The sequence below is a fragment of the Burkholderia territorii genome (genome assembly GCF_902833055.1).
In the GTDB taxonomy this organism is placed as follows: domain Bacteria; phylum Pseudomonadota; class Gammaproteobacteria; order Burkholderiales; family Burkholderiaceae; genus Burkholderia; species Burkholderia territorii.
Window position 1 is genome coordinate 122,678 of the sequence record NZ_CADFEJ010000008.1, and the last position, 22,838, is coordinate 145,515.

21 protein-coding genes are annotated in these 22,838 nt (G+C 68.9%); 10 read left to right on the forward strand and 11 right to left on the reverse strand.

The window, feature by feature from the left end; translation table 11 throughout:
- Window position 1 precedes the first annotated feature (1 nt).
- The 3 genes from HW466_RS16815 to HW466_RS16825 are packed head-to-tail and all read left to right on the forward strand — an operon-like array spanning window position 2 to window position 3,815.
- On the forward strand, window positions 2–1,468 hold the full coding sequence (locus tag HW466_RS16815) for a chorismate mutase family protein (RefSeq protein ID WP_059450715.1): 1,467 nt from the start codon (window positions 2–4) through the stop codon (window positions 1,466–1,468).
- The gene (locus HW466_RS16820) at window positions 1,465–2,649 is read left to right on the forward strand and encodes a glycosyltransferase family 4 protein (protein WP_059503623.1); all 1,185 of its coding nucleotides are present in this window, start codon (window positions 1,465–1,467) and stop codon (window positions 2,647–2,649) included. Before HW466_RS16815 ends, HW466_RS16820 begins: the two co-directional genes overlap by 4 nt.
- The gene (locus HW466_RS16825) at window positions 2,649–3,815 is read left to right on the forward strand and encodes a glycosyltransferase family 4 protein (RefSeq protein ID WP_174905668.1); all 1,167 of its coding nucleotides are present in this window, start codon (window positions 2,649–2,651) and stop codon (window positions 3,813–3,815) included. Before HW466_RS16820 ends, HW466_RS16825 begins: the two co-directional genes overlap by 1 nt.
- Window positions 3,816–3,958: 143 nt before the next feature.
- On the opposite strand, the gene HW466_RS16830 is transcribed toward HW466_RS16825, so the two are convergent.
- Window positions 3,959–5,191 carry an MFS transporter gene (locus tag HW466_RS16830; RefSeq protein ID WP_174905669.1) on the reverse strand — a complete coding sequence of 411 codons (1,233 nt, stop codon included), beginning with the start codon at window positions 5,189–5,191 and terminating at the stop codon, window positions 3,959–3,961.
- 154 nt (window positions 5,192–5,345) lie between these two features.
- Here HW466_RS16830 and HW466_RS16835 point away from each other — a divergent pair, with 154 nt between their 5' ends.
- A complete protein-coding gene (locus tag HW466_RS16835; RefSeq protein WP_151006424.1) occupies window positions 5,346–5,819 on the forward strand; it encodes a winged helix-turn-helix transcriptional regulator in 474 nt (157 codons plus the stop codon).
- A 70-nt stretch (window positions 5,820–5,889) separates the two neighbouring features.
- Here HW466_RS16835 and HW466_RS16840 read toward each other — a convergent pair whose 3' ends face one another.
- Both HW466_RS16840 and HW466_RS16845 read right to left on the reverse strand, forming a co-directional pair.
- Entirely contained in the window at window positions 5,890–6,657 is a 768-nt protein-coding gene (locus HW466_RS16840) for an AraC family transcriptional regulator (RefSeq protein WP_059770400.1), read from the reverse strand.
- A gap of 26 nt (window positions 6,658–6,683) precedes the next feature.
- Entirely contained in the window at window positions 6,684–7,025 is a 342-nt protein-coding gene (locus HW466_RS16845; protein WP_059450863.1) for an FKBP-type peptidyl-prolyl cis-trans isomerase, read from the reverse strand.
- Between the two features lie 603 nt (window positions 7,026–7,628).
- On the opposite strand from HW466_RS16845, the gene HW466_RS16850 reads away from it, so the two are divergent.
- Window positions 7,629–8,546, forward strand: a complete 918-nt coding sequence (locus HW466_RS16850) for a metal-dependent hydrolase (RefSeq protein WP_059503616.1) — start codon at window positions 7,629–7,631, stop codon at window positions 8,544–8,546.
- Between the two features lie 438 nt (window positions 8,547–8,984).
- Window positions 8,985–10,457: a sigma-54 dependent transcriptional regulator gene (locus HW466_RS16855; RefSeq protein ID WP_151006211.1), complete on the forward strand. Its 1,473-nt coding sequence runs from the start codon at window positions 8,985–8,987 to the stop codon at window positions 10,455–10,457.
- Between the two features lie 977 nt (window positions 10,458–11,434).
- Here HW466_RS16855 and HW466_RS16860 read toward each other — a convergent pair.
- Window positions 11,435–12,217: an ABC transporter substrate-binding protein gene (locus tag HW466_RS16860; RefSeq protein WP_034194975.1), complete on the reverse strand. Its 783-nt coding sequence runs from the start codon at window positions 12,215–12,217 to the stop codon at window positions 11,435–11,437.
- Window positions 12,218–12,449: 232 nt separating this feature from the next.
- On the opposite strand from HW466_RS16860, the gene HW466_RS16865 reads away from it, so the two are divergent.
- Complete coding sequence (locus tag HW466_RS16865) at window positions 12,450–12,869, forward strand: MbcA/ParS/Xre antitoxin family protein (RefSeq protein ID WP_059450723.1); 420 nt, start codon at window positions 12,450–12,452, stop codon at window positions 12,867–12,869.
- A gap of 2 nt (window positions 12,870–12,871) precedes the next feature.
- Window positions 12,872–13,570, forward strand: coding sequence for an RES family NAD+ phosphorylase (locus HW466_RS16870; protein WP_059542719.1), 699 nt, complete (start codon window positions 12,872–12,874; stop codon window positions 13,568–13,570).
- Window positions 13,571–13,666: 96 nt separating this feature from the next.
- Here HW466_RS16870 and HW466_RS16875 read toward each other — a convergent pair whose 3' ends face one another.
- On the reverse strand, window positions 13,667–14,392 hold the full coding sequence (locus tag HW466_RS16875; RefSeq protein ID WP_059503610.1) for a metallophosphoesterase: 726 nt from the start codon (window positions 14,390–14,392) through the stop codon (window positions 13,667–13,669).
- Window positions 14,393–14,527: 135 nt separating this feature from the next.
- Between HW466_RS16875 and HW466_RS16880 the strand changes: the two genes are divergently transcribed.
- Window positions 14,528–15,181 carry a DUF1345 domain-containing protein gene (locus HW466_RS16880; protein WP_059450726.1) on the forward strand — a complete coding sequence of 218 codons (654 nt, stop codon included), beginning with the start codon at window positions 14,528–14,530 and terminating at the stop codon, window positions 15,179–15,181.
- Window positions 15,182–15,357: 176 nt separating this feature from the next.
- Here the strand turns inward: HW466_RS16880 and HW466_RS16885 are convergent, their stop codons facing one another.
- A complete protein-coding gene (locus HW466_RS16885; protein ID WP_151006589.1) occupies window positions 15,358–16,068 on the reverse strand; it encodes an SAM-dependent methyltransferase in 711 nt (236 codons plus the stop codon).
- A gap of 306 nt (window positions 16,069–16,374) precedes the next feature.
- On the opposite strand from HW466_RS16885, the gene HW466_RS16890 reads away from it, so the two are divergent.
- Window positions 16,375–18,024, forward strand: coding sequence for a DUF3459 domain-containing protein (locus HW466_RS16890; RefSeq protein ID WP_060128477.1), 1,650 nt, complete (start codon window positions 16,375–16,377; stop codon window positions 18,022–18,024).
- Between the two features lie 40 nt (window positions 18,025–18,064).
- On the opposite strand, the gene HW466_RS16895 is transcribed toward HW466_RS16890, so the two are convergent.
- The 5 genes from HW466_RS16895 to HW466_RS16915 form a co-directional block, all read right to left on the reverse strand.
- Window positions 18,065–18,649: a thiamine phosphate synthase gene (locus HW466_RS16895; RefSeq protein WP_174905670.1), complete on the reverse strand. Its 585-nt coding sequence runs from the start codon at window positions 18,647–18,649 to the stop codon at window positions 18,065–18,067.
- A gap of 22 nt (window positions 18,650–18,671) precedes the next feature.
- Window positions 18,672–20,012 (reverse strand): hemolysin family protein, encoded by a 1,341-nt coding sequence (locus HW466_RS16900; protein ID WP_059770389.1) that lies wholly within the window; start codon window positions 20,010–20,012, stop codon window positions 18,672–18,674.
- 76 nt (window positions 20,013–20,088) lie between these two features.
- Window positions 20,089–20,868, reverse strand: a complete 780-nt coding sequence (locus tag HW466_RS16905) for a sensor histidine kinase (RefSeq protein ID WP_174905671.1) — start codon at window positions 20,866–20,868, stop codon at window positions 20,089–20,091.
- Window positions 20,869–20,935: 67 nt separating this feature from the next.
- Window positions 20,936–21,859 (reverse strand): DMT family transporter, encoded by a 924-nt coding sequence (locus tag HW466_RS16910; protein ID WP_059450731.1) that lies wholly within the window; start codon window positions 21,857–21,859, stop codon window positions 20,936–20,938.
- Between the two features lie 41 nt (window positions 21,860–21,900).
- Window positions 21,901–22,758: a LysR family transcriptional regulator gene (locus tag HW466_RS16915; RefSeq protein WP_059770385.1), complete on the reverse strand. Its 858-nt coding sequence runs from the start codon at window positions 22,756–22,758 to the stop codon at window positions 21,901–21,903.
- Between the last annotated feature and the right edge of the window lie 80 nt (window positions 22,759–22,838).

Here is a 22,838-nt window from a genome sequence, read left to right on the forward strand (position 1 = left end):
GATGAGCACGATTGCCGCCGAACGCGCACCGTCGCGCAGCCGCAGCCGGTTACCCGAGCGCAAGCACTGGGTCGGGCAGGCCGGGCTGTGGACGTTTACCGCCGCGCTGATCGCCATTCACCAGGGCAAGGTGCTGACGCTCGCGTTTCCGGTGCTGGCCATCGCGGTCGGCATCTGGCTGTATTTCAAGAGCCCGGCGCGCTACGTCGGCTTCATGTGGTGGGTGTGGTTCCTGAGCCCCGAGGTGCGGCGTCTCGCCGACTGGTCGAAGGGCGCGTTCACGCCGACGAGCCTGATCCAGGTCGCGCCGCTCGCGGTGACGATGATCGCCGGATTCGGGCTGCTCAGGCATTACCGCGTGCTCGCGCAGCGGCGCGGGATTCCCGTGCTGCTGATGCTGTTCGGGCTGACGTATGCGTATCTGGTCGGGATCGTGTCGAGCGGCGTGATGGCCGCGACCTACGACCTCGCGAACTGGGTGTATCCGGTGCTGATCGGCTTTCACATCATGGTCAACTCGCGCGACTATCCCGAGTACCGCGACGTGCTGTTGTCCACCTTCATGTGGGGCATGCTCGTGATGGGCGTGTACGGCGTCGTGCAGTACTTCGTGATGCCGCAGTGGGACGTGCTGTGGATGATCGGCTCGGACATGGGCTCGCAGGGCGAGCCGGTGCCGTACGGTGTCCGCGTCTTCAGCACGATGAACTCGTCGGGGCCGTTCGCGTTCGCGATCATGGGCGCGCTGGTGTTCGTGTTCGCCGCGCCGCAGAAGGTCCGCTGGTTCGCGGGCGCCGCCGGCTTCGTGTCGTTCGCGCTGTGTCTCGTGCGCTCGACCTGGGGCGGCTGGGTGATCGCGCTCGCGATCCAGCTCGTGCAGTCGAGCAACCGCGTGCGGATGCGCATCCTGATCAGCGGCGTCGTGCTCGTCGGGCTATGCGTGCCGCTGCTGACCGTCGGGCCGGTGGCCGACCGGCTCGGCGCGCGCCTGCAATCGATCGCGAACCTGAAGGACGACCGCAGCTACGACGACCGCAACAAGTTCTACGCGACCTTCGCGCAAACGGCGTTCACCGACGTCGCCGGCGAGGGGATGGGCGCGACGGGCGCGTCCACCAAGCTGTCGAGCGACAGCGGCGAGCTCGGCAAGTACGGCAGCTTCGACAGCGGCGTGATGAACGTGCCGTTCGTGCTCGGCTGGCCCGGCACGCTGCTGTACCTGTCGGGCGTCGTGATGCTGCTCGCCCGCACGCTGCGCGCGGCGTTCAGGCTGCGCAAGGACAAGTTCGTGGGCGCATGCCTGAGCCTGTGCCTGTCGGTGTTCGCGATGCTCGTGTTCACCAACTCGCTGATCGGCACGGGCGGCCTGCTGCTGTTCACGGCCATTTTTTCGATACTTTCCGCGGCGCACTGGCAGAAGGCGCAACGCCTGCCGGCCGCCGCGCGTTCACGGGGAGGCGACCATTGAGAATCGCGATCGTCACGCACGTCGTGCGACATAACGACGGGCAGGGCCGCGTCAATTACGAAATCGCGCGCGCGGCGCTGGCTGAAAACTACGAGGTCACGCTGGTCGCGTCGCATGTCGCGCCCGAGCTGCTGGCCGACCCGCGCGTACGCTGGGTGCCGGTGAAGGTCGGCGGCTTCTGGCCGTCGAATCTCGTCAAGCAACAGGTGTTCGCGCTCAAGAGCGCGTGGTGGCTGCGCGCGCATCGCGGCGAGTACGACGTGCTGCACGTGAACGGCTTCATTTCGTGGATCAAGGCCGACGTGAACACCGCGCACTTCGTGCACGGCGGCTGGTTCAAGAGCCCGTATTACCCGTTCGGGCTGACGAAGGGGCTGTGGTCGGCCTACCAGTACGTCTACACGCGCGTGAATACGGCACTCGAGCGCTGGGCGTACCGGCGCTCGCGCGCGATCACGGCCGTGTCGCAGAAGGTGGCCGACGAGATCGCCGGGCTCGGCATCGACAGCCGCAAGATCAGCGTGATCTACAACGGCGTCGACGGCAGCGCGTTCGCGGGTGCGCAGGCCGATCGCGCGGCGTTCAAGCTGCCGGACGATGCGTTCCTGCTGCTGTTCGTCGGCGACTTGCGCACGCCGCGCAAGAACCTCGGCACCGTGCTGAAGGCGCTGACGAAGCTTCCAGCGAACGTCCATCTCGCGGTGGCCGGCTATCTGCCCGGCAGCCCGTATCCGGACGAGGCGCGCGCGCTCGGCGTCGATTCGCGCGTGCACTTCCTCGGTCTCGTGAAGAACATGCCGACGCTGATGCGTTCGGTCGACGCATACGTGTTTCCGTCGCGCTACGAAGCGATGAGCCTGTCGTTGCTCGAAGCGATGGCCGCCGGGCTGCCGGTCGTCACCGCACGCACCGCCGGCGGCGCGGAAATCATCACGCGAGACTGCGGGATCGTGCTGGAGGACCCGGACGACCCGGCCGCGCTCGCACAGGCGATCGGCGCGCTCGCGGCGTCGCGCGACACCTGCCGCGCGATGGGCGACGCGGCCCGTGAACTGATGACCCGTTTCGGCTGGGCCCACATGGGCGCCCAGTATGTCGCGCTCTACCGGCGCATCGGCCAACCCTCGCAGCCGTCCGCGTTCGAGCGGGTCGAGCATGCGGTTACGCAGGAGCAGTCGTAATGTCCCAATCTTCCCGGCCGATCAAATCGTTGCAGATCGGCATGCATTGGTTCCCCGAACGCGCGGGCGGCCTCGACCGGATGTACTACTCGCTCGTCGGCGCGCTGCCCGGGGCGGGCGTCGAGGTGCGCGGGCTCGTCGCCGGCTCGCCGAAGGTCGCCGACGACACGGGCGGCGCGATCCAGGGCTTCGGACCCGCGTCGCAGCCGCTCGCGCGCCGCATGCTCGCCGCGCGCCGCGCGTTGCGCGACCAGATCCGCAGCGAGCGGCCCGACGTGATTTCATCGCACTTCGCGCTGTACACGTTCCCGGGCCTCGACGTGACGCGCGGGATCCCGCAGGTGTCGCATTTCCAGGGCCCGTGGGCCGACGAGAGCCAGGTCGAGGGCGCCGCGTCGCTCGGGCAGCGCGCGAAGCGCTATCTCGAACAGGCCGTCTATACGCGCTCGTCGCGCCTGATCGTGCTGTCGCAGGCGTTCGGCCAGATCCTGACGAACCGCTACGGCATCGATCCGTCGCGCGTGCGCGTGATTCCCGGCTGCGTCGATACCGCGCAGTTCGACACGCCGCTCACGCCGGCCGAGGCGCGGCACAAGCTGCAACTGCCGCAGGACCGGCCGATCGTGCTTGCGGTGCGCCGGCTCGTGCGGCGCATGGGTCTGGAAGACCTGATCGATGCGATCGGCCTCGTCAAGCACCGTCACCCGGACGTGCTGCTGCTGATCGCCGGCAAGGGCAAGATCGGCGAGGAACTGCAGCAGCGCATCGACGAAGCCGAGCTGCAGGACAACGTGAAGCTGCTCGGGTTCGTGCCCGACAATCATCTGGCGGCGCTGTACCGCGCGGCGACGGTCAGCGTCGTGCCGACGGTCGCGCTCGAAGGCTTCGGGCTGATCACGGTCGAATCGCTGGCGTCCGGCACGCCGGTGCTGGTGACGCCGGTCGGCGGGCTGCCGGAGGCGGTGGCCGGGTTGTCCAACGATCTCGTGCTGCCGTCGACGGGGGCGCAGGCGATCGCGGACGGGCTCGGCGGCGCACTCTCGGGCGCGATCGCGCTGCCGGACGAAGCCGCGTGCAAGCGCTATGCGCGCGAACATTTCGACAACGCGGTGATCGCGCGACGCGTCGCCGGCGTGTACGAAGAGGCGATCCAGGCGGCGGGGTGAGCGAACGCGGCACGCCGCCGCGACGGTCGAGCCCGTGCATGGACATGCGTGGGCTCCGCATGCCGGCCGCCCGATCGGGACGCGCCGGCTTTTTCGTTCCGCGCCACGCACGCCGCGCTTCGTGTTCGACGTTTCGACACGCGTCACGCACGCCGGAGCGTCACGGCCCATACGGCGAATGCGACCACGCTGACCGCCGCGCCGAGCGCGCAGACGCCGATCCATCCGGCGTGCGCATACGTCATCGTCGACGCAATCGCGCCGAGCCCGCTGCCGGCCGAATAGAACAGCATGTAGCAGCCGACGAGGCGCGCATGCGCATCGGGCCGCGCGCCGAGGATCATGCTCTGGTTGACGACGTGGACGGCCTGCCCGCCGATGTCGAGCAGCACGATGCCGACGACCAGCAACGCGATCGACGTACCGGCGAACGCCAGCGGCAGCCACGAGAGCGCGAGCAGTGCGAGCGCGGTGCCGGTGGTGGCTTCGCCGAGGCCGCGATCGGCGAGCCGCCCGGCGCGTGCGGCGGCTGCCGCGCCCAGCGCGCCGACCAGGCCGAATGCGCCGATCTGCGTATGCGACATCGCATGCGGCGGCGCGCTCAGCGGCAACACCAGCGCGCTCCAGAAGATGCTGAACGCCGCGAACAGCAGCAGTGCGATCGCGCCGCGCACCCGCAGCACGCGCTCGTTGCGCAGTAGCGCGACCATCGAACCGAGCAGCGCCGCGTAGCCGATGCGCTCGCGCGGCGCGTCCGCATCGGGCAACAGGCGGGCCAGCGCGGCCAGCATCGCGACCGCGAGCGCACCCGACACCAGATAAACCGCACGCCAACCGGCGAGATCCGTCACGACACCCGCGAGCGAGCGCGCGGCGAGCAGGCCGATCACGACACCGCCCTGTGCCGCGCCGACCACGCGGCCGCGCTCGCCGGCCCCGGCAAGCGCGGCCGAGCAGGCGATCAGCCCTTGCGTCATCGCGGTGCCGAGCAGCCCGACGGCGACCATGCCCGCCAGCAATGCGCTGCGCGTCGACGAGGCGGCCACGCAGATGCATGCCGCGGTCAGCAGCAGAAGCTGAACGGTGAGCAGGCGCTTGCGGTTCAGCAGATCGCCGAGCGGCACGACGAACAGCAGCGCGAGCGCGCAGCCGAGCTGCGTCGCGGTAATGACGCCACCGACCGCCGCCTGCGATACGCCGAAGTCATGTGCGATCGAGTCGAGCAGCGGCTGCGCGTAGTACACGTTCGCGACGCTCGCCGCGCAGCAGACGGCCAGCAGCACGACGAGCGCCGTCGACACGCGCGCGATGTCGGCCGGAGGCGCGGTGCGCGATGTCGCGTTCGACGCGGCCGATCCCGAGCAGGACGATTCCATGGAGCCTCACACTCATTGAAGTAGTTGCAATTTGAAACTAGTCGGAGTGTAGGAAAAGTAGTTTTAAAATGCAACCTGTGTGGCGGCGGGCAATGGGCTCGCGCACGGACGGCCGGCGGCCCGCGAAGGCACCGGCGCGACAGCGGAGATCAATATGGCCAGGCAGAGAAGTCTCGCGGATTCGCCGTGCCCGGTGGCACGGGCGACCGATATCGTCGGCGATCGCTGGGCGTTGCTGATCGTGCGCGACGCGTTTGACGGCGTGCGCCGGTTCGGCGATTTTCGGGCGAGCCTGGGCGTCGCGAGCAACATCCTGTCGGACCGGCTCAGGATGCTGGTGGACGCGGGTGTATTCGAAGTCGTGCCCGCGTCGGACGGCAGCGCATATCAGGAATATGCGTTGACGAAGAAGGGCGAGGGGCTGTTTCCGGTGATCGTGATGTTGCGGCAGTGGGGCGAGGCGAACCTGTTCGAGCGCGGCGAGCCGCATTCGGTGTTGGTCGAGCGCAAGACGGGCCGCGCGATCCGCAAGCTCGCGCTTCGGCACGACGACGGCCGGCCGCTGAAGGCGTCAGAGACGGTCGTGCGGAAGGTGGGCGAAAACGGGGGCGGAGGCGTTACCGGATAAACCGCGGCCGAGAGGCTCCGTGAGCCGTGACGCGGCTTTCCGGCAGCCTGAAGCGGTGCGCGCGAATGCGCTAGTGCCGCTCGCCGCGCCAGCGCCCCGGCGCGACGCCGAAGCGCTTCGTGAAGGCGTGCGTGAACGCGCTCTGGTCGGCGAAGCCGACCATGCCGGCGATGTCGACGAGCGGATGGCGGCCGTCCGCGAGCAGCACGACGGCGGCGTCGAGCCGCAGCCGCTGCAGGTAGCGATGCGGCGTTTCGCCGAATGCGTCGACGAACAGTTGATGAAACCGGCGCATCCCATAGCCGCAGTGCGCAGCGAGATCGGCGATGCGCAACGGCTCCGCGAGCCGCGCGCGCAGCCAGCGGTCGATGCGCGCGAAGTCCAGTCCCGCCGCGGGCGCGGCGACGCCGATGTCGCCGAGCAGCGCCTCGCACAGACGCACGGCGGCCTGCCACTGGAAACGATGGGCGCGACGCATGTCGCTGCCCGGGCCGTCGAGTTGCGTGGCCGCCGCCGCGACCTGCGCGACGAGCGACGTCATCGCCGGGTCGATCGACACGGCACGCGCGCTGTCGAACAGCCGCTGCGGCATTGCGAGCGACGCGGCGGGCAAGTCGAGCACGAGCTGGCGATTGTCGCCCAGGCCCGCGTAGTCATGGCGCGCGCCGGCAGGAATCAGCCACGCCGCGTGCCGGTCGATGCGCTGGCCGACGCCGTCCACCGCCATCACCATCGCACCGTCGACGCCGATCACGATCTGGTGAAAGTCGTGCACGTCGGACGCTTCGCACGTGTCGTAACGGCGCAGCGAGACGGCGGGGGACGGGATGCGTTCCATCGGGAGGACGTCGGCCGGCGGCGTCGTCAGACGTCGAGCAGTTCGACTTCGAACACGAGCGTCGCGTTCGGCGGAATCACGCCGCCTGCGCCGCGCGGGCCGTAACCGAGTTGCGGCGGGATCGTGAGGCGACGCACGCCGCCGACCTTCATGCCCTGCACGCCTTCGTCCCAGCCCTTGATGACCATGCCGCCGCCGAGCACGAACGCGAACGGGTCGTTGCGGTCCTTGCTCGAGTCGAATTTCTGACCGTCGGTCAGCCAGCCCGTGTAGTGGACGCTGACGGTCTTGCCGGCTTGCGCTTCCGCGCCGGTGCCTTCGGTCAGATCCTCGATCTTGAGGCCCGATGCGGTCGTGGTGACAGTCATGACTTCTCCTGAAAAGAGTTCGATAAAGCCGCTATTGTAGGCGAGCGCGCACCGTGCCGCCGCGCGCGCCTCGGGCGCGGCGGCATACCGCTCTTCCATCGATCGGACGTCGATCGGACGTCGACCGGCGCGACGTTCGGGCCTCGCGCCCCGAACGCGAATGGAACGCGCGTTTGAATTTTCTCGCGAACCGGTTCGACGCGGGCGCGCGGAGCGAATGCCGCATGCGTATGAATCGGTGCGGCCCGGCCGCTCGGCATCGCGCCGAACGCCGCCCCGCGAATGCGCGCGATGCCCGTCGCACGGGGCTTTCGCGCCGATTTCGACCACGGCGCACGACACACCTGTGCCGGCCGCGCGACGGCGTTCGCGTTCGAACCGCGACGCGCCCGCATGCCGTTTCGGCGGCGCTTTTTTCGCGGTCCGGACCGTGCCCCGTTTGGAAGTGCGCATCTACCGCGCGACTTGCGCGCGGCGCCGGCCGGCGCCTATCTTTACAGTTATCGATGTCAAGATTTCGGCGTTGCGCGATGTGCTGCCCGGGCCGCGCCGACCAGGCCGCGAAGGCTGCCGGGGCCGCCGAAAACCAGGAGAACGACGAACATGAAGTCAGCCGCTTCCGCCACCGCGGCCGAGGTGATGCCGGTGCGCCGCGACCTGCGCTTCGACCTGCCGGTCGAACGCGCGAAGGACTGGAACGGGCTCGGCCCGCACGTGACCCACTTCTTCAATGCGCTGTCGCTGCTGTTTCCGGCCGGCGAACGCTTTTTCATGGATTCGGTGCGCAATTATCGCGACCGGATCGACGATCCGGTGCTCAAGCGCCAGGTGCTCGGCTTCATCGGCCAGGAAGCGATGCATACGCGCGAGCACGTCGAGTACAACGAGCTGATGCAGGCCAACCGCCTGCCCGCGCGCAAGCTCGACAAGCGCGTATGGACGGTGCTCGGCTTCGCGAAGCGCACGCTGCCGCATTCGGTGCAGCTCGCGCACACGGTCGCCGCCGAACATTACACGGCGATGCTCGCGGACTGGCTGCTGCGCGACCCGACGCGCCTGGACGGCTCGGTGGAAGGCTACCGGCAGATGTGGCTGTGGCATGCGCTCGAGGAAACCGAGCACAAGGCCGTGTCCTACGACGTATGGAACGCCGTGATGAAGCCGGGCCCGCGCCGCTACCTGATCCGCATCGGCGTGTATCTGCTGACGACGCTGACCTTCTGGCCGACCGTGTTCCTGATCCATATGACGCTGCTGTCGCGCGATCGCGACATCAGGCATCGCGTGCGCGGCATGCTGCGCATGATTGCATTCCTCTACGGGCCGCGCCGCGGGCTGTTCCCGCGCATCGCGCGTGAGTGGCTGAGCTTTTTCCGGCCGGGGTTCCATCCGTGGGACCACGACAACCGCCACCACCTCGCGCGCGTCGACGCGCTCGTCGCCGCCTACGGCGAACACGACGGCGCGTCGGCCGGCCGCGGCCGCGCCAACGCACTCGCGCCGCTCGCGTCGGGGCGCTGACGCCGCCGCGCCGCGCGGCACGTGTTGCGTTCGTGCATCAACCCGGCTTCTTCCGACGATTGACAGGCGTCAAGCGGGAAACGATTGCGCGAGCGCGTGCCGGTGCCGCCGCCCGTGCCGCGTTGGTGCCCGCCGCCGGTTCGATTCCACCTTCCATGTGTCGCATGTCGCACCGGCGCGCCCGCACCGGCGCGGCTTCGCGCGCCCGATACGCGTACGACCGCGTTTTCGCACGGTTTTCGCCACCGGGATATCACCCATCTAGCCGCGCATCGGCGGCACCGATATACCGTTCATGAAAGGATCCGCCCGGCGCGCGATTATTGCCCGGGGGGATTTTATTCGGACGGAAATGCGGCCAATATGTCGGTTCGATCGAGGTCCTTCGGATGCGGCGGCGAGCCGGCGCACGATACCAACGCCAAGCGGGGAACAACGATGGTTGCAAGGTCATCCGACGCAAGCGGGACGGCGGCGTCCGAGACGCCGCTCGTGTCCGTTACCGCCCCCGAGGCCGGACGCAAGCTGTTCGTGATCATGCGTTCGCCGGACGAGCCGTTGCTGGCGCAACTGCGCGGCCTCGGCTGGGACATCTCCGTCGCGAAGACGGCCGGCGCCGCGCAGAACATGACGTCCGGCGTGAACGTCGCGGCCGGGCTCATCGATTTCTCGGGCTTCACGTCGCGCGACTATCCCGCGCTGAAGGCGTGCCTGAGCCAGCCGGCGATCGGCTGGATCTCCGTTGCGCAGGCAGGCATCACGATCACCGCTGCCGTGCGCGAACTGATTCGCAGCTACTGTTTCGATTACGTGACGCTGCCGTTGCCGTACGAATGGATTTCGCACGTGCTCGGCCATGCGCGCGGGATGGCCGCGCTCGATCGCGTCGACGGCGCGGCGTACGCGGCGTCGATCGGCGAGCACGGGATGATCGGCAACTGCGAAGCAATGCAGCAACTGTTCAGCACGATCCGCAAGGTCGCGAAAACCGATGCGAGCGTGTTCATCTCCGGCGAGTCGGGCACCGGCAAGGAGCTGACGGCGCTCGCGATCCACGAGCGCTCGGTGCGCGGCAAGGGGCCGTTCGTCGCGATCAACTGCGGCGCGATTCCGCATCACCTGCTGCAGTCGGAACTGTTCGGCTACGAGCGCGGCGCATTCACCGGCGCGAACCAGCGTCGCGCGGGCCGGATCGAATCCGCGAACGGCGGCACGCTGTTTCTCGATGAAATCGGCGACATGCCGGTCGAAAGCCAGGCGAGCCTGTTGCGCTTCCTGCAAGAAGGGAAGATCGAACGGCTCGGCGGCCAGGAGTCGATTCCGGTCGACGTGCGGATCATCTCGGCGACGCACGTGGATCTCGACGGCGCCGTCGAGGCCGGACGCTTCCGCGCGGATCTCTACCACCGGCTCTGCGTGCTGCGCATTCACGAGCCGCCGCTGCGCGCGCGCGGCAAGGACATCGACATCCTCGCGCATTACGTGCTGCAGAAATACAAGGCCGACAGCGGCCGCAAGATCAGCGGCTTCACGTCGGCCGCGCTCGACGCCATGCGCCGCTACGAGTGGCCCGGCAACGTGCGCGAGCTGATCAACCGGGTGCGCCGCGCGATCGTGATGGCCGAGAGCCGGCTGCTGACGCCGCACGATCTCGGGCTCGAGATCCCGGGCGAAACGGACCCCGTGACGCTCGAGCAGGCGCGGTCGCTCGCCGAGCGCACCGCGATCGAAAACGCGCTGCTGCGCAACGATCACCGGATCAACAAGGCCGCCGCCGAGCTCGGTATCTCGCGCGTCACGCTTTACCGGATGATGATCGAGCACGGGCTCAACGATCACGACGGCAATGGCGACAACGGCGGAAAGGACGGCGCACCGCCCGACGACGCCGACCATCAGCGAGTCGGCTGAACGGCGGCACGGAGGCGCTCGCGCGCGCCGCTGACGGGCGTGTCCGGCACCATGTAAAGCGCGTGAAACGTTTCCCGCCGGCGGCCGCCCGAATCGACCCGTGAAACCCGCGTGGCGGCATGCCGCCCGTGCCGGGAAAATTTTCCTCATCGTCCGCGCGCCTTGTCCCGCAAGGCGTTGCCGCCTCACGAACGTGCCCGCCTGCGCGCGGCATGTTTCAGTTTCGCAACGTCCGGCCGGTTGCGCCCGTCCCGGCCACGGGCTTGTCCGACGAAAGCCTTGTGCGGCCGACCCGTAGCGAAGCTGGCCCGCTCCTTGCGCAGTTCGAGTGGCGAAAGTCGACGACGTGGCGTCCGGCCGGTTCGGCAACGAATCCTGCGAGAACCGGCAAGGACGCAGTCCACGGGGATGACCGCGCGCACGGGCAGCACGGCCCGTTCGCCACGGCATGGGCCGTCATCGACAGATCGTCGGGGCACCGGCTGTGTCCGGTCGCCGGTACAAGCTACGGAGAACACGGGGTAGAAAAATGACGAACGATCGCCACACGCCGCGGCCCGCAGGCCGCGATCGCAGTGATTCGGCCCATCGCCGGTCGACCGCGCAACTTTCCGCCGGCCGGCATGCGTCGACAGGCCATCTCTCCGCGCCCGGTGCGAGGCGGATCCGGCTGATACCCGGTCATCCGCGCCGGGCCGGCACTTTCCTGCTCGCCAACCCGATCCGCATGGGGATGTGCACGCGGGCACCGGTCCCCCGGCGCCCGATCTTCGCTTATTGACGACGTCGAGCGCCTGCGGTCGCCAGCGCAGGCGTTCCGTCTGCAATGCGAATGATGTGCGACGTCCGATGCGCGAGTCGGACGATGAACCGGCGCGGCGGCGAACGTCAGGGAGGCGTCGTCGTCCGGCGGGCAGGGGGAGGGGCGGTCGGTCCGCGCGCGACGGTTATCGCACCCGTGCGCGCGCGGCGCCGCTTCAGCCGCCGTAGATGTCGAAGTCGAAGTACTTCGACGCGAGCCGCTTGTACGTGCCGTCCTTGACCATGTCGAGGATCGCGCGATCGATCTTCGCCTTCAGGTCGGTGTCTTCCTTGCGCAGCCCGATGCCCGCGCCGATGCCGAGCACCTTCTCGTCGACGAGTTCGGGCCCGACGAACTGGTAGCCCGCGCCGCGCGGCGACTTCAGGAAGCCGATCGCGGCCTGCACCTCGTCCTGCAGCGCGGCGTCGAGGCGGCCCGCCGTCAGGTCCGCGTACACGCCGTCCTGGTTCTGGTACGACACGACGTTCGCCCCTTGCTTCGCCCAGTACGCCTTCGCATACGCTTCCTGCGTCGTGCCCTGTTCGACGCCGATCGACTTGCCCTTCAGCGATTCAGCCGTCGGCAGCAGCGGCGAGCCCTTCTTCACGACGAGGCGCGTCGGCTGGTTGTAGATCTTCGTCGTGAAGCCGATCTGCTCGGCGCGCTGCGGCGTGATCGACATCGACGACAGCACCGCGTCGAATTTCTTCGCCTTCAGCGCCGGGATCATGCCGTCGAAATCGTTCTCGAGCCACACGCACTTCGCCTTTAGCCGCGCGCAGATCTCGTTGCCGAGGTCGATGTCGAAGCCGACGAGCTTGCCGTCGGGCGCCTTCGATTCGAACGGCGCGTAGCTGGCGTCGGTGCCGAAGCGCAGCGTGGTCCAGTCCTTCGCGACGGCGGGGCCTGCCGATACCGCGAGCAGGGCGATCGAAACGGCGGCAATCAGTCTCTTCATGGTGGTTCCTTGGCGTGGTCTATCCGGTTCCGGGCGATACGGTCGCGGCGGAGACGCATCGCGTCCCGCCGCGCTGTCCGCACGGTCATTAACGCAGAAAATAAAATCGCAGTCCAGAATGGACAAAAAATATCGATTCTTCGGAGGAAGGTCGACACCACGGGGGACGACCCTTGCAAAAATACGGAAATGGACTAATCTTGTTAGTAAATTCGTTTCGAGACTAACGATCATGTCACAGCCCGCCTTCAATCCGCATTCCGCCCCGCGGCAGGCGTCGGTCGCGCAGATGTCGGCGGCCGGCCTGCGCGCGTTCTTCAATATCGCGCGCGACTGGGAGCTGACGATCGACGAACAGATCGTGCTGCTCGGATCGCCCGGCCGCTCGACGTTCTTCAAGTGGAAGGCCGCGCCGGAATCGGCGCGCCTGCCGCGCGATACGCTCGAGCGGCTATCGCTGCTGCTCGGCATCTACAAGGCGCTGCAGATCCTGCTGCCGCAGCCTGCGGCGGCCGACACCTGGGTCAAGCGGCCCAACGATGCCGCGCCGTTCGGCGGCAAGCGCGCGCTCGACCGCATGCTCGCGGGCAACGTCGGCGACCTGGTTGCCGTCCGTCAATATCTCGATGCGATGCGGGGTGGCTGGGCGTGACGATGCCGATCGAAGAAATACGCCCCTGGCCGACGACCGTCGTCGACTGGGCGCCTGCCTATCGCGTCATTCCCACCCGTTTTCCGGCCATCAACCTGTTCGACCGCGTCGCGGCCGCCGAGGATTTCGACGCGCTTTATGCGCTCGAGTCGCTGACCAACGACCGCATCCGCAACGAAGTCGGCACGCTCGAACTCGTGCCGCCGGCAGAGCGTCGCTACGGCCCCGGCTGGGGGCCGATCATGGCCGCGTTCACGCATCTCAATCCGCAAGGCAGCCGCTTTTCCGACGGCAGCTATGGCGTGTTCTACTGCGCGCGCTCGCGCGATACGGCGATCGCCGAGACGCGCTATCACAGCGGGCTGTTCCTGGCCGCGACGAAGGAGGCGCCGATGCGCCAGCAGATGCGGCTGTACACGGTGTACGCGCAGGGCGAAGTCGCCGACGTGCGCGCGTGGCCGCAGCGCAGCCCGGGGCTGCTCGATCCGCTCGACTACAGCGCCGGGCAGGCGCTCGGCCGCGCGGTGCGCAATGCGGGCGGCGCGGGGATCGTCTATCCGTCGGTGCGCGACCCGCGCGGCGAGTGTCTCGCGGCGTTTCGCACGACGTTGCTGCGCGATTGTCATCACGCGGCATATCTCGAATACAACTGGAACGGTTTCGCGATCGATGCGGTGTTCGAGCTGAATCAGGTTGGCTAGCCAGCGTGCGCGCCGGGTCCACCGCCCGCGCGCACGCGTGCGTGTCGCGCCCGCCCGGCGCGCTGCCGGTTCGAGGCCCGTCACGGGCGACAGGCATCAAGGCAGCGGCAGGTCGCCCGCGTGACGCGCGCGCGCATCGGCCTGGGTGAGCGACCACGTCTCGCCCGTGCGCGGCTCCACGATCGTCAGGCGTCCGGACGGCGCGAACGCGCCGGTGTCGATGAACCATTGCGCGCCGATACGCTGCGGCGCGCGCACCGGCGTGTGGCCGGTGCAGGTGAGCGACAGGCCGGCTTGCCGGCCCGGGTCGGCGAGGCCCTGCACCAGGTCGCGCCCCCAGATCAGCCGCTCGCGCACCTCGGGCGAATAGCTGCCCGTGTCCAGTTCGGCGTCCGTGCCGAAGAATTCCGCATGCAGCACGTTGAAGCGCGCGGGGCCGTCGCCGATCACGCGCACGAGCGGCAGCGCGTCGACGCGCGCCGCATGCGCGTGGAGCCGTTCCGGCGGGAGATCGGCGCCCCAGTCGCCGCCGATTCCGCGCCACGCGTCGGGCGACAGCTTGCCGCGCGACACGAGGCTCAGTACTTCTTCATGATTGCCGCGCACCACGTGGCACCACGGGCGGTCCAGCAGCTCGAGCGCCGTTTCGGACGCGGGGCCGCGATCGACGAGATCGCCGACCGAGAAGAGCCGGTCGCGAGCCGCGTCGAAGCCGATGTCGTGCAGCAGCGCGCGCAGCACATCCACGCAACCGTGCAGATCGCCGACGACGAAGTCGCGGCCGGCCGTGTTCGCGGGGTGGTGGCAGAGGACGGGAGTCATCCCGATATCTTAGGCGCTCGCGCCCATCGCAACGTCACGCAGGAATGGCGATAATCGGGGCGGTACCGCACGGCGCCGTGCAACGGGCCGTTCGCACGCCGGCGAATCCTTTCCATCCGCTTTCGGAATCGTACGATGACGCTTTATCCGCAGGTATTACGCAACCGGCCGCGCATGGTCGCCGCCCTGGCCGTGGGCGTGCTGTGCGCGGTGCTGCTGCCGTTGCAGTTGAGGCCGACCGCGCGTGCGCTGATCGGCTGGGATTGCACGATCTGGCTGTATCTAGTGCTGATGTGGGTGCGCATGGTCAGCGCGCATCATCACCAGGTGCGCGAGATCGCGATCCGCGAGGACGAGAATGCGACGACGGTACTGACGGTCATCTGCATCGCGACGGTCGCGAGTGTCGCCGCGATCGCGATCGAACTCGCCACCGCGAAGAACGTCGGCTTTCGCGCCGGGCTCGGCCATTACGCGATCACGGGCGCGACGCTGTTCGGCGCATGGTTCCTGATTCCGACGATCTTCACGCTGCACTATGCGCGGCTTTATTACGGCTCGCCGAGCGGCGATCGCGCATTGCGGTTCCCCGATCGCAATCCCGAGCCCGATTACTGGGATTTCCTGTATTTCGCGTTTACGCTCGCGGTCGCGTCGCAGACGGCCGACGTGTCGCTCGCGAACCGCTCCGCCCGGCGCGCGGTGCTCGCGCAGTCGATTCTGTCGTTCTACTTCAACATGGCCGTGCTCGGGCTGTCGATCAACGTCGCGGCAGGGTTGTTGAGCTGAAGCGGACGAATTGAGCCGCGCATGCGGCGGCCGGCCGGGCCGCGCGTGGATCGCCGAAGAACGCGCGCGATCGCCTGGCGCGTGCCGCCGTCGCCGCGCGCCATCGTGGCTTCGCGCGGGAAGCAGATCCGGATGTCGGCCGCGCCGAAGCTGCCGCGTCGCGCCGTTTCGCATCGTCACGCACCGCGCCGCACCGCGATCCACGCGCCCCAGAACAGGCTCGAGAAAAAGCGCAGCGGTGCATCGAAACCCGCATCGCGCAGCAACGCGAATACGGCTTCCTCGTCAGCCGGCGGATCGGCGCCCTGCAGGATTTTCGCAAGCTGCGCGCGCACGGCGTCGGGCGTCGCGCCCTTCATCCGCCAGCGCTGCTGCCATGCGTCGAGCAGGCGAGGGTGCTCCGCGTAGCGGCGATGGTTGCCCGCGATCACGAGCGGTGCGCCGGGCTTTACGCGTCGCGCGATCGCATCCAGCAGCGCGGCTTTCGCCGCGTCGCCGGGGACGTGATGGAGCACGCCGATCAGCGTCGCGCCGTCGAACGCACGCTCATCGGCCAGCGCGTCGACGCCGGCCTCGACGAATTGCGTGCGTGCGGCGAAACCCGCCGCTTCGACGTTGGCACGCGCGAGCGCGAGCATCGGTGCGGATGGATCGACGGCCGTGAACTGCCAGCCGGGTTCCAGCGCGGCGGGCACGCAGATTTCCTGTCCGGTGCCGCCTGCACCGACGACGAGGAGCCGCGCGTCGGGCGCGGCGATCGCCGAAGCAAGCATGCACGCGGCAAGTTCGTGGCACGCGTCGTAGCCGGCGAGCGCGATGCGGGATTGTTCGGCGTATTCGTGCGCGCGTGCCGGATCGAACTTCGCGGCGCTGGCGGGGAGCGACATGACGGATTTCCTCGGTGCGGGTGCCGGCGCGGACGGGGCGTCCACGCGCTTCGCCCCGAGCGTAAGCGCGGGCCGGCCGCGCAACAAGGCGAGCGGACATTCCGGTATGCGAACTACCCGACTCGGCGTGCGCTGCGCGCAAACGCCGCCGGGGTCGATTCGCATTTAAAAATGTGAAGATTCCGTGCGTCGCGGCCGCGAAACCGGCGCATACTTTTCTTCCCCCCTGCCTGGCCGTCGCATGCCGGGTCCGATGTGCCGCGCCGACGCGCGGCCATGCCGCTCGGCACGCACGAGGAGCGCATGATGTCAGATTGTCCGCACGATCCGTATGCGCAGCACTACATTCACTGCCTGCCGTTCGGCGCGCAGCCGTGTGGCGCGCTCGGCACGTCGCCGCGCACGCATTTCCGCGTATGGGCGCCCGGCAGCACGCACGTTCAACTCGAATTCGATACGGGCATGGGCCCCGCGCTCGTCCCGATGGCGGCGGCCGGTCCGCACTGGTTCGAAGCATTCGTCGAATGCGGTGCGGGCACGCGTTATCGTTACCGGCTGGACGACGTCACGTCGATTCCCGATCCCGCATCGCGTTCGCAGCCGGACGGGCTCAACGGGCCGAGCGAGGTCGTCGATCCACGCGCGTTCACTTGGCGCAACACGTTCTGGCGCGGACGTCCGTGGGAAGACATCGCGTTGTACGCGATTCGCCCGCATGCGGTGGGCGGCTTCGACGGCGTGCGCCGGCGATTGCCCCGGCTCGCTCGTCTCGGCGTGACCGCGCTGGAATTGCTCGCGTCGCCGCACGACAGCCTGCCGTTCGCGCCGCTCGCGGCGGAGGGCGGCCCCGACGCGCTGAAGGCGCTGATCGACGATGCGCACGGCTACGGCCTCGCGGTCCTGCTGGAGCTCGACTACGCACGCTTCGGCAGCGGCACCGACGCGCTGCGCCATTACGCGGCGCCGTTCTTCCATACGCGCGACGATCCACTGCAGGCGCCGCCGCTCGCCCTCGACCATCCGGAGGTTTGCGACTTCTTCTGCGACAACGCGCTGTACTGGATCGACGAATATCGTTGCGACGGCTTGCGGTTGCGCGAGGCCGACCGGATCGGCACGTCGTGGCTGCGCGAGATCGCCGATCGCGTGCGTGCGGCCGTGCCGGCCGACCGGATGATCCACCTCGTGCTCGGCAGCGAGCGTCATCCGGTGCATCTGGCCGATACGCATTTCGATGCGCAGTGGAACGGTTGCGGAGAACGCGCGCTGCACCGGCTGACGGGGCGCGACGCGGCCGCGCACGAAGGGATTTCGCCTCACCAGTCGATCCACACGCTCGCGCGTGCGCTGACCGCGGCAGGCGCGGCATTCCAGCCGGCCACGGCGGGCGACGGTTCGCACGCCGAAGGGTTGTCGCTCACGTCGCTGGTGTTGTCCGATGGCGCATGGCGCGAGAGCGAGCATCGCGATCGCGAGCAGACTCCCGGCCTCGCGGCGCTTGCACTTTCGCTGCTCACGCCGCAGATTCCGCTGGTCTACGATGAAACCGCCCGCGATGCCGATCGTGCGCATTTCGTGCAGTCGGCGCTCGCGGTGCGCGCGAAGCTGATTGCGCCGCGCCTGTCCGATTGCCGGCCGCAGGACGCGCACGCGCTGAAGGCGAGCGGTGACGGCGACGCCGATGCGCTGCTTGCGTCATGGCGGCTCGCCGATGACGAGACGCTGACCATCGCATTGAACCTGTCGCCCGACGCGGTGCCGTTCGATGCGCCGAGCGGGCAGGTCGTGTTCGAGACGCCGGCACGCGCACGCGACCGGATCGATGAAGGGGAGCTGCCGCCGTATTCGCTCGTCGCGTGGCTGACGGGTGACGTCAACCAATACGCGCTGACGCACGACGTGCGCCTGATTCGCGACAACGCATGGCGTGCGATGCGTCCCGTTCCGCGCGCATGATGCCTGCGGACTGGCGGGGCCGGCGTGCCCCGCTGCACATTCACCAGAAGCTGCGAATGCCCGCGACGCCGTACGCGCCGTGGCGGCGCGCGTCGTCGAGATGCGCGCGCGTCATGCCGCCGAGCGCATAGACCGGCATCGTGGCCTGTGCGGCCAACGTGGCGAAGCGTGTCCAGCCGAGCGTCGGCGCGCCGGGATGGCTGAGTGTCGGCAACACCGGCGACAGCGTGACGAAATCCACGCCCGCGCGTGCGGCCAGCGCAAGATCGTCGGCCGCGTGGCATGCGGCCGACATGCGGCGCGCGGCCGGCAGCGGCCGTTGCGCGACGGCGCGCAGCGCGGCGCCGTCGAGGTGCCAGCCCGCGCCGTGGAACTGCATCACGCCCACCGCGTCGATCGGTCCGTTGAGCATCAGTTGCGCGCCGGCCGCGTTGCAGCGCGCGAGCGCATCGGCGGCCAGCCGCGCGAACGCGTCGGCATCGAGCGACTTCACGCGCAACTGCACGAGCGTCTCGCCGCGCGCGAGCACGGCCGACAGCCTGTCGAGGAATGCATGGCAATCCGCGGCCGACGCGGACGTCGGCTCCGGCGTGATCACGTAGCAGCGCGGCAGCGTCGGCGTCATCGCACGCGGCGGGCGGTGGCCGTCACTCGTCGGCCTCCTTCGCGATCTTCGGATAGACGCGCACGAGGACGATGCGCGGGCCGTTCATCTTCTTCACGACGACGTCGAAGCGGTCGAACGACACGCGCTGCCCTTCGGTCGGCAAATCGCTGAGCGCCTGGATCACGAGGCCGCCGACCGATTCCGCGCGTCCTTCGTCGATGTCGATGCCGAGCGCCTGCTCGAGCGACACGACGGGCAGGCTTCCCTTGCCCATCAGCGTGCCGTCGTCGAGACGGCTCCAGTCCGCATCGCCCTGGCGGAACTCGTCGTGAATCTGGCCGACCAGCGCGCCGAGCAGGTTGTCGAGCGTCAGGAAGCCGATCGGCTTCTGGCCCTTGTTGCCGACCAGCGCGAAGTGCGGTGCGCCCTTGCGGAAGCGGCGGAACAGCTCCAGCGCGGGCGTGTCGGGCTTCACGTACTGCACCGGGCGCACGTAGTCGGACAGGTCCTCGAGCGCCGCACCGGCATGCCGCGCGAGCAGCAGGTCCTTCAGGTGGATCAGCCCGCTGACCTGCTCGCGCGACGCATCCTCGAACAGCGGATAGCGGCTGAAGCGATGCCGCGCGACGATCTCCATGTTGTCGGGCAGCGGCAGGTCGCGGCGCAGGCCGATCATTTCGTGCGCCGGCCGCATCAGGTCCGACACCGTCATCGACGAAAAATCGAGCGAGTGCGCGAGCGTGTTCCACTCGTCGTTGGAGTACGTGCCGCGCGCCGGTTGAGCCGTGTTGCCCGCGCTGCGGCGGCTGCGCAGGATCAGCTTTAGTTCGTCGGTCGAGTAGTGCGCATCGCCGCCATGGTCGGCCGACAGCCCCGCGAGCCGCAGCACCGCGTTCGCGCTGGTGTTGAGCACCCAGATCGCCGGATACATCGCCCAGTAGAACGCGTAGAGCGGCAGCGCGACCCACAGGCCGACCTTTTCCGACTGGCGGATCGCCATCGATTTCGGTGCGAGCTCGCCGACCACGATGTGCAGGAACGAGATCAGCGAGAACGCGAACACGAGCGAGATCAGGTGCACGATGCGTTCGGACTGCACGCCGATCAGGTCGAGCAGCGGGCCGATCAGTTCCGCGAACGCCGGCTCGCCGACCCAGCCCAGGCCGAGCGATGCGAGCGTGATGCCGAGCTGGCAGGCGGACAGATACGCGTCGAGCCGGCCGTGCACGACCGCGAGGATGCGCCCGCGCAGCCCGTGCTTGCGGGCGAGTGTCTTGACGCGCGTCGCGCGCAGTTTGACGAGGCCGAATTCGGCGGCGACGAAAAACCCGTTGAGGGCCACCAGGAACAACGCGCCGATGAGCGCGAAGATCTGTAACAAAGAATCGCTCCAGTCATGACAGGCCCATCAGTATAGGGCCGGAAAGGGAAATGTAATGATTCGGGCGGCCGATCGCTTACACCGGCGCCTCGCAGGGGACGGAGAGCGAGAGGGTGACGGCGGAGCCGTCGGCGAACGGCGTGTGCGTGAAGGAGCCGCCGTGCGCGAGCGCGACACGCTGGCAGAGCGCGAGCGTCCACGCGACGCGCTTCGCGTCGCGCGCGCGCAGCATCTCGCGGCGGGCGAATGGCTCGAATACGTGCGGCAGCGCCGGATCGGCCAGCGCGCCGGCGTTCACGTCGCAGGAGACGCGCGCGGCGCACAGCGCGCCGTCGCGCGTGCACGTGAAGGTTACGCGGCTGCCGGCGGCGCTGGTTTCCACGGCGGTCGTCAGCATCGTCCAGAGCGCCTGCGCGATGCGTTCGCGATCGGCGCTCAGCGACGGCTCGCCGTCGGGCAGCATCGCGTCGACGGTCACCTGCCGAGCGTCGGCGAGCGCGAAGCGCACCAGCGCGAGCGTGTCGTCGAGCAGCGGGCGCAGCGCGAACGGCTGCGCGGCGATCGCGAGCGTGCGCGTTGCCGCGCGCGGCGCGTCGAGCACGTCGTCGATCAGCGCGACCTGCTGGTCGATTCCCGCGCGGATGCCCGCGAGCGCGCGCTGCAGGTTCGGGTCGGCATTGGCGAGCTGGCGCTCGAGCACATACGCCCAGCTGTGCATCGCGTTCAGCGGGCTGCGCAGGTCGTGCGATGCGGTGGACAACGCCTGGTCGCGCAGGAACAGCGCGGCTTCGGCGGCATAGTGCGCTGCGCGTTCGCGCAGGAGGTCGGCGGCGGGATCGACGGGATGGGGCGTCACGGAGCTGGCCTGTCGGAAGCGGTTGGCATGAAAGACACGCGAACCGCCATTATAGGGATCGCGCGCGTCACGCCGGCAGCGCGTCCTCGTCCTTTTTCCGCGCGTCGCCGTTCGGCAGCAACTGGCACGCGAGCAGGCCGGCCAGCATCAGCGCGCAGCCGAGCAGCGCACGCAGCGTCAGCGTCTCGCCGAGCGCGGCCCAGCCCGCGATGGCCGCGAACACGCCTTCCATGCTGAAGATCACGGCCGCATGCGCGGGCGCTGCATCGCGTTGCGCGACGACCTGCAGCGTATAGCCGACGCCGACCGACAGCAGCCCGCCGTACAGCAGTGTCGGCAGCGCGCTGCCCAGCATCGCGACGCTGACCGGCTCGATCGCGAGGCCGACCGCGAGGCAGAGCGCGCCGCACGCGACGAACTGCAGGAACGCGAGCACGAGCGGATCGTGCCGTTTCGCGAAATGTCCGACGGCCATCACGTGCGCTGCGATGATCACGGCGCCCACGAGCTGGAACCAGTCGCCGTAGAGCACCGAGAAATGCTCGTCGATGCTCAGGAAGTACAGCCCGATCGCCGCGAGCAGCGCGCCGAACCACGTGCCGGCGCCGATCCGGTGGCGGACGAACACGCCCATCAGCGGCACGATCACGACATACAGCGAGCTGATGAAGCCGGCGTTCGCGACCCGCGTGTACTGAAGGCCGAATTGCTGCAGCGAGATCGACACGGCGAGCAGCCCGCCGAGCGCGAGGCCGGGCGCGAGCAGCGCCGGCTCGCGCCGAATCGCCGCGAGTTGCGCGCGCGGGCCCGCGTTGAACGCCAGCAGCGGAATCAGCACGAGTGCACCGAGCAGGAAGCGCAGCCCCGTAAACAGGAACGGCCCGATCACGTCGAGGCTCAGTCGTTGCGCGACGAACGCCGAGCCCCAGATTGCGGCGGCGGCGAGCATCAGCAGGTTGGCACGGAGGTGCTTGCGGGCTTCGGGCTTCATCGGAATTCTTCGGAGGATTGCGAACGGCGAAACCGGTCAGTTTACGCCGAGATTGCAAGGCTGTCGGAAAACCTTCGCAGCGCGGCCGCCGCGCGGGCGTCGCGCACGCGCGAATACAGCACGACCTGCGAGTGCGGCAGCGGCGGCAAGCCGAATTTCGCGCCGACGTCGACGAGCGTGCGCGGCGCGACGCGCCGGGCCAGCGGACAGACCGCGAGCCCGGCCGCGGCGGCCGCCGTGACCGCCGCGACACCGCCGCCCGTGAATCGCTCGCGCCACGGCCGCCCGGCATGCTCGAGCGCGCGCAGCGCGGCGGCCCGCACGCCGCACGGCCCGGCGAGCACCGCGAGCGGCAGCGGCTCGCCGGCGCGGGGCGTCCAGTCGGGCGCGGCGAGCCACGCGAGCGGTTCGGTGAACAGCAGCGTGCCGTCGTCGCGCGGCGGGTCCTCGCCCGGTTCGTGTCGCACGATCGCTGCGTCGAGGCGCCGTTCGTCGTATTGCGCGAGCAGATTCGTCGACGTCCCCAGATGCATTTCCAGCGACAGCCCGGGATCCTGCCGGTGCAGGCTCGTCAGCACGGCCGGCAGGTCGGGCACCGCGACGTGCTCGCTGACACCGAGCGACAGACGATGCGTGCCGGCCGAAATCGCGCCGAGCGCGTGATCGTGCGCGTCGAGCAGCGCGCGGGCGGCGGGCAGGAAGTTCTCGCCGTCGGCGGCCAGCTTGACGACGCGCGGCGTGCGCGCGAGCAGCGGCTTGCCCAGGTGCGCTTCGAGCCGCTTCAGCTTCAGGCTGACGGCCGATTGCGTGATGCCGAGCGCGTCGGCGGCGCGCGTGAAGCTCGCGAGATCGGCGACCAGCACGAACGCCCGCACCGCATCGAGGTCGAGGACTTTCATTTCAAATGTAAATGAATGAAATATTGAACAATGACTGTTCATTATAGTTCTGCGCGCCTAATCTGACGTGGCGTTTCCAT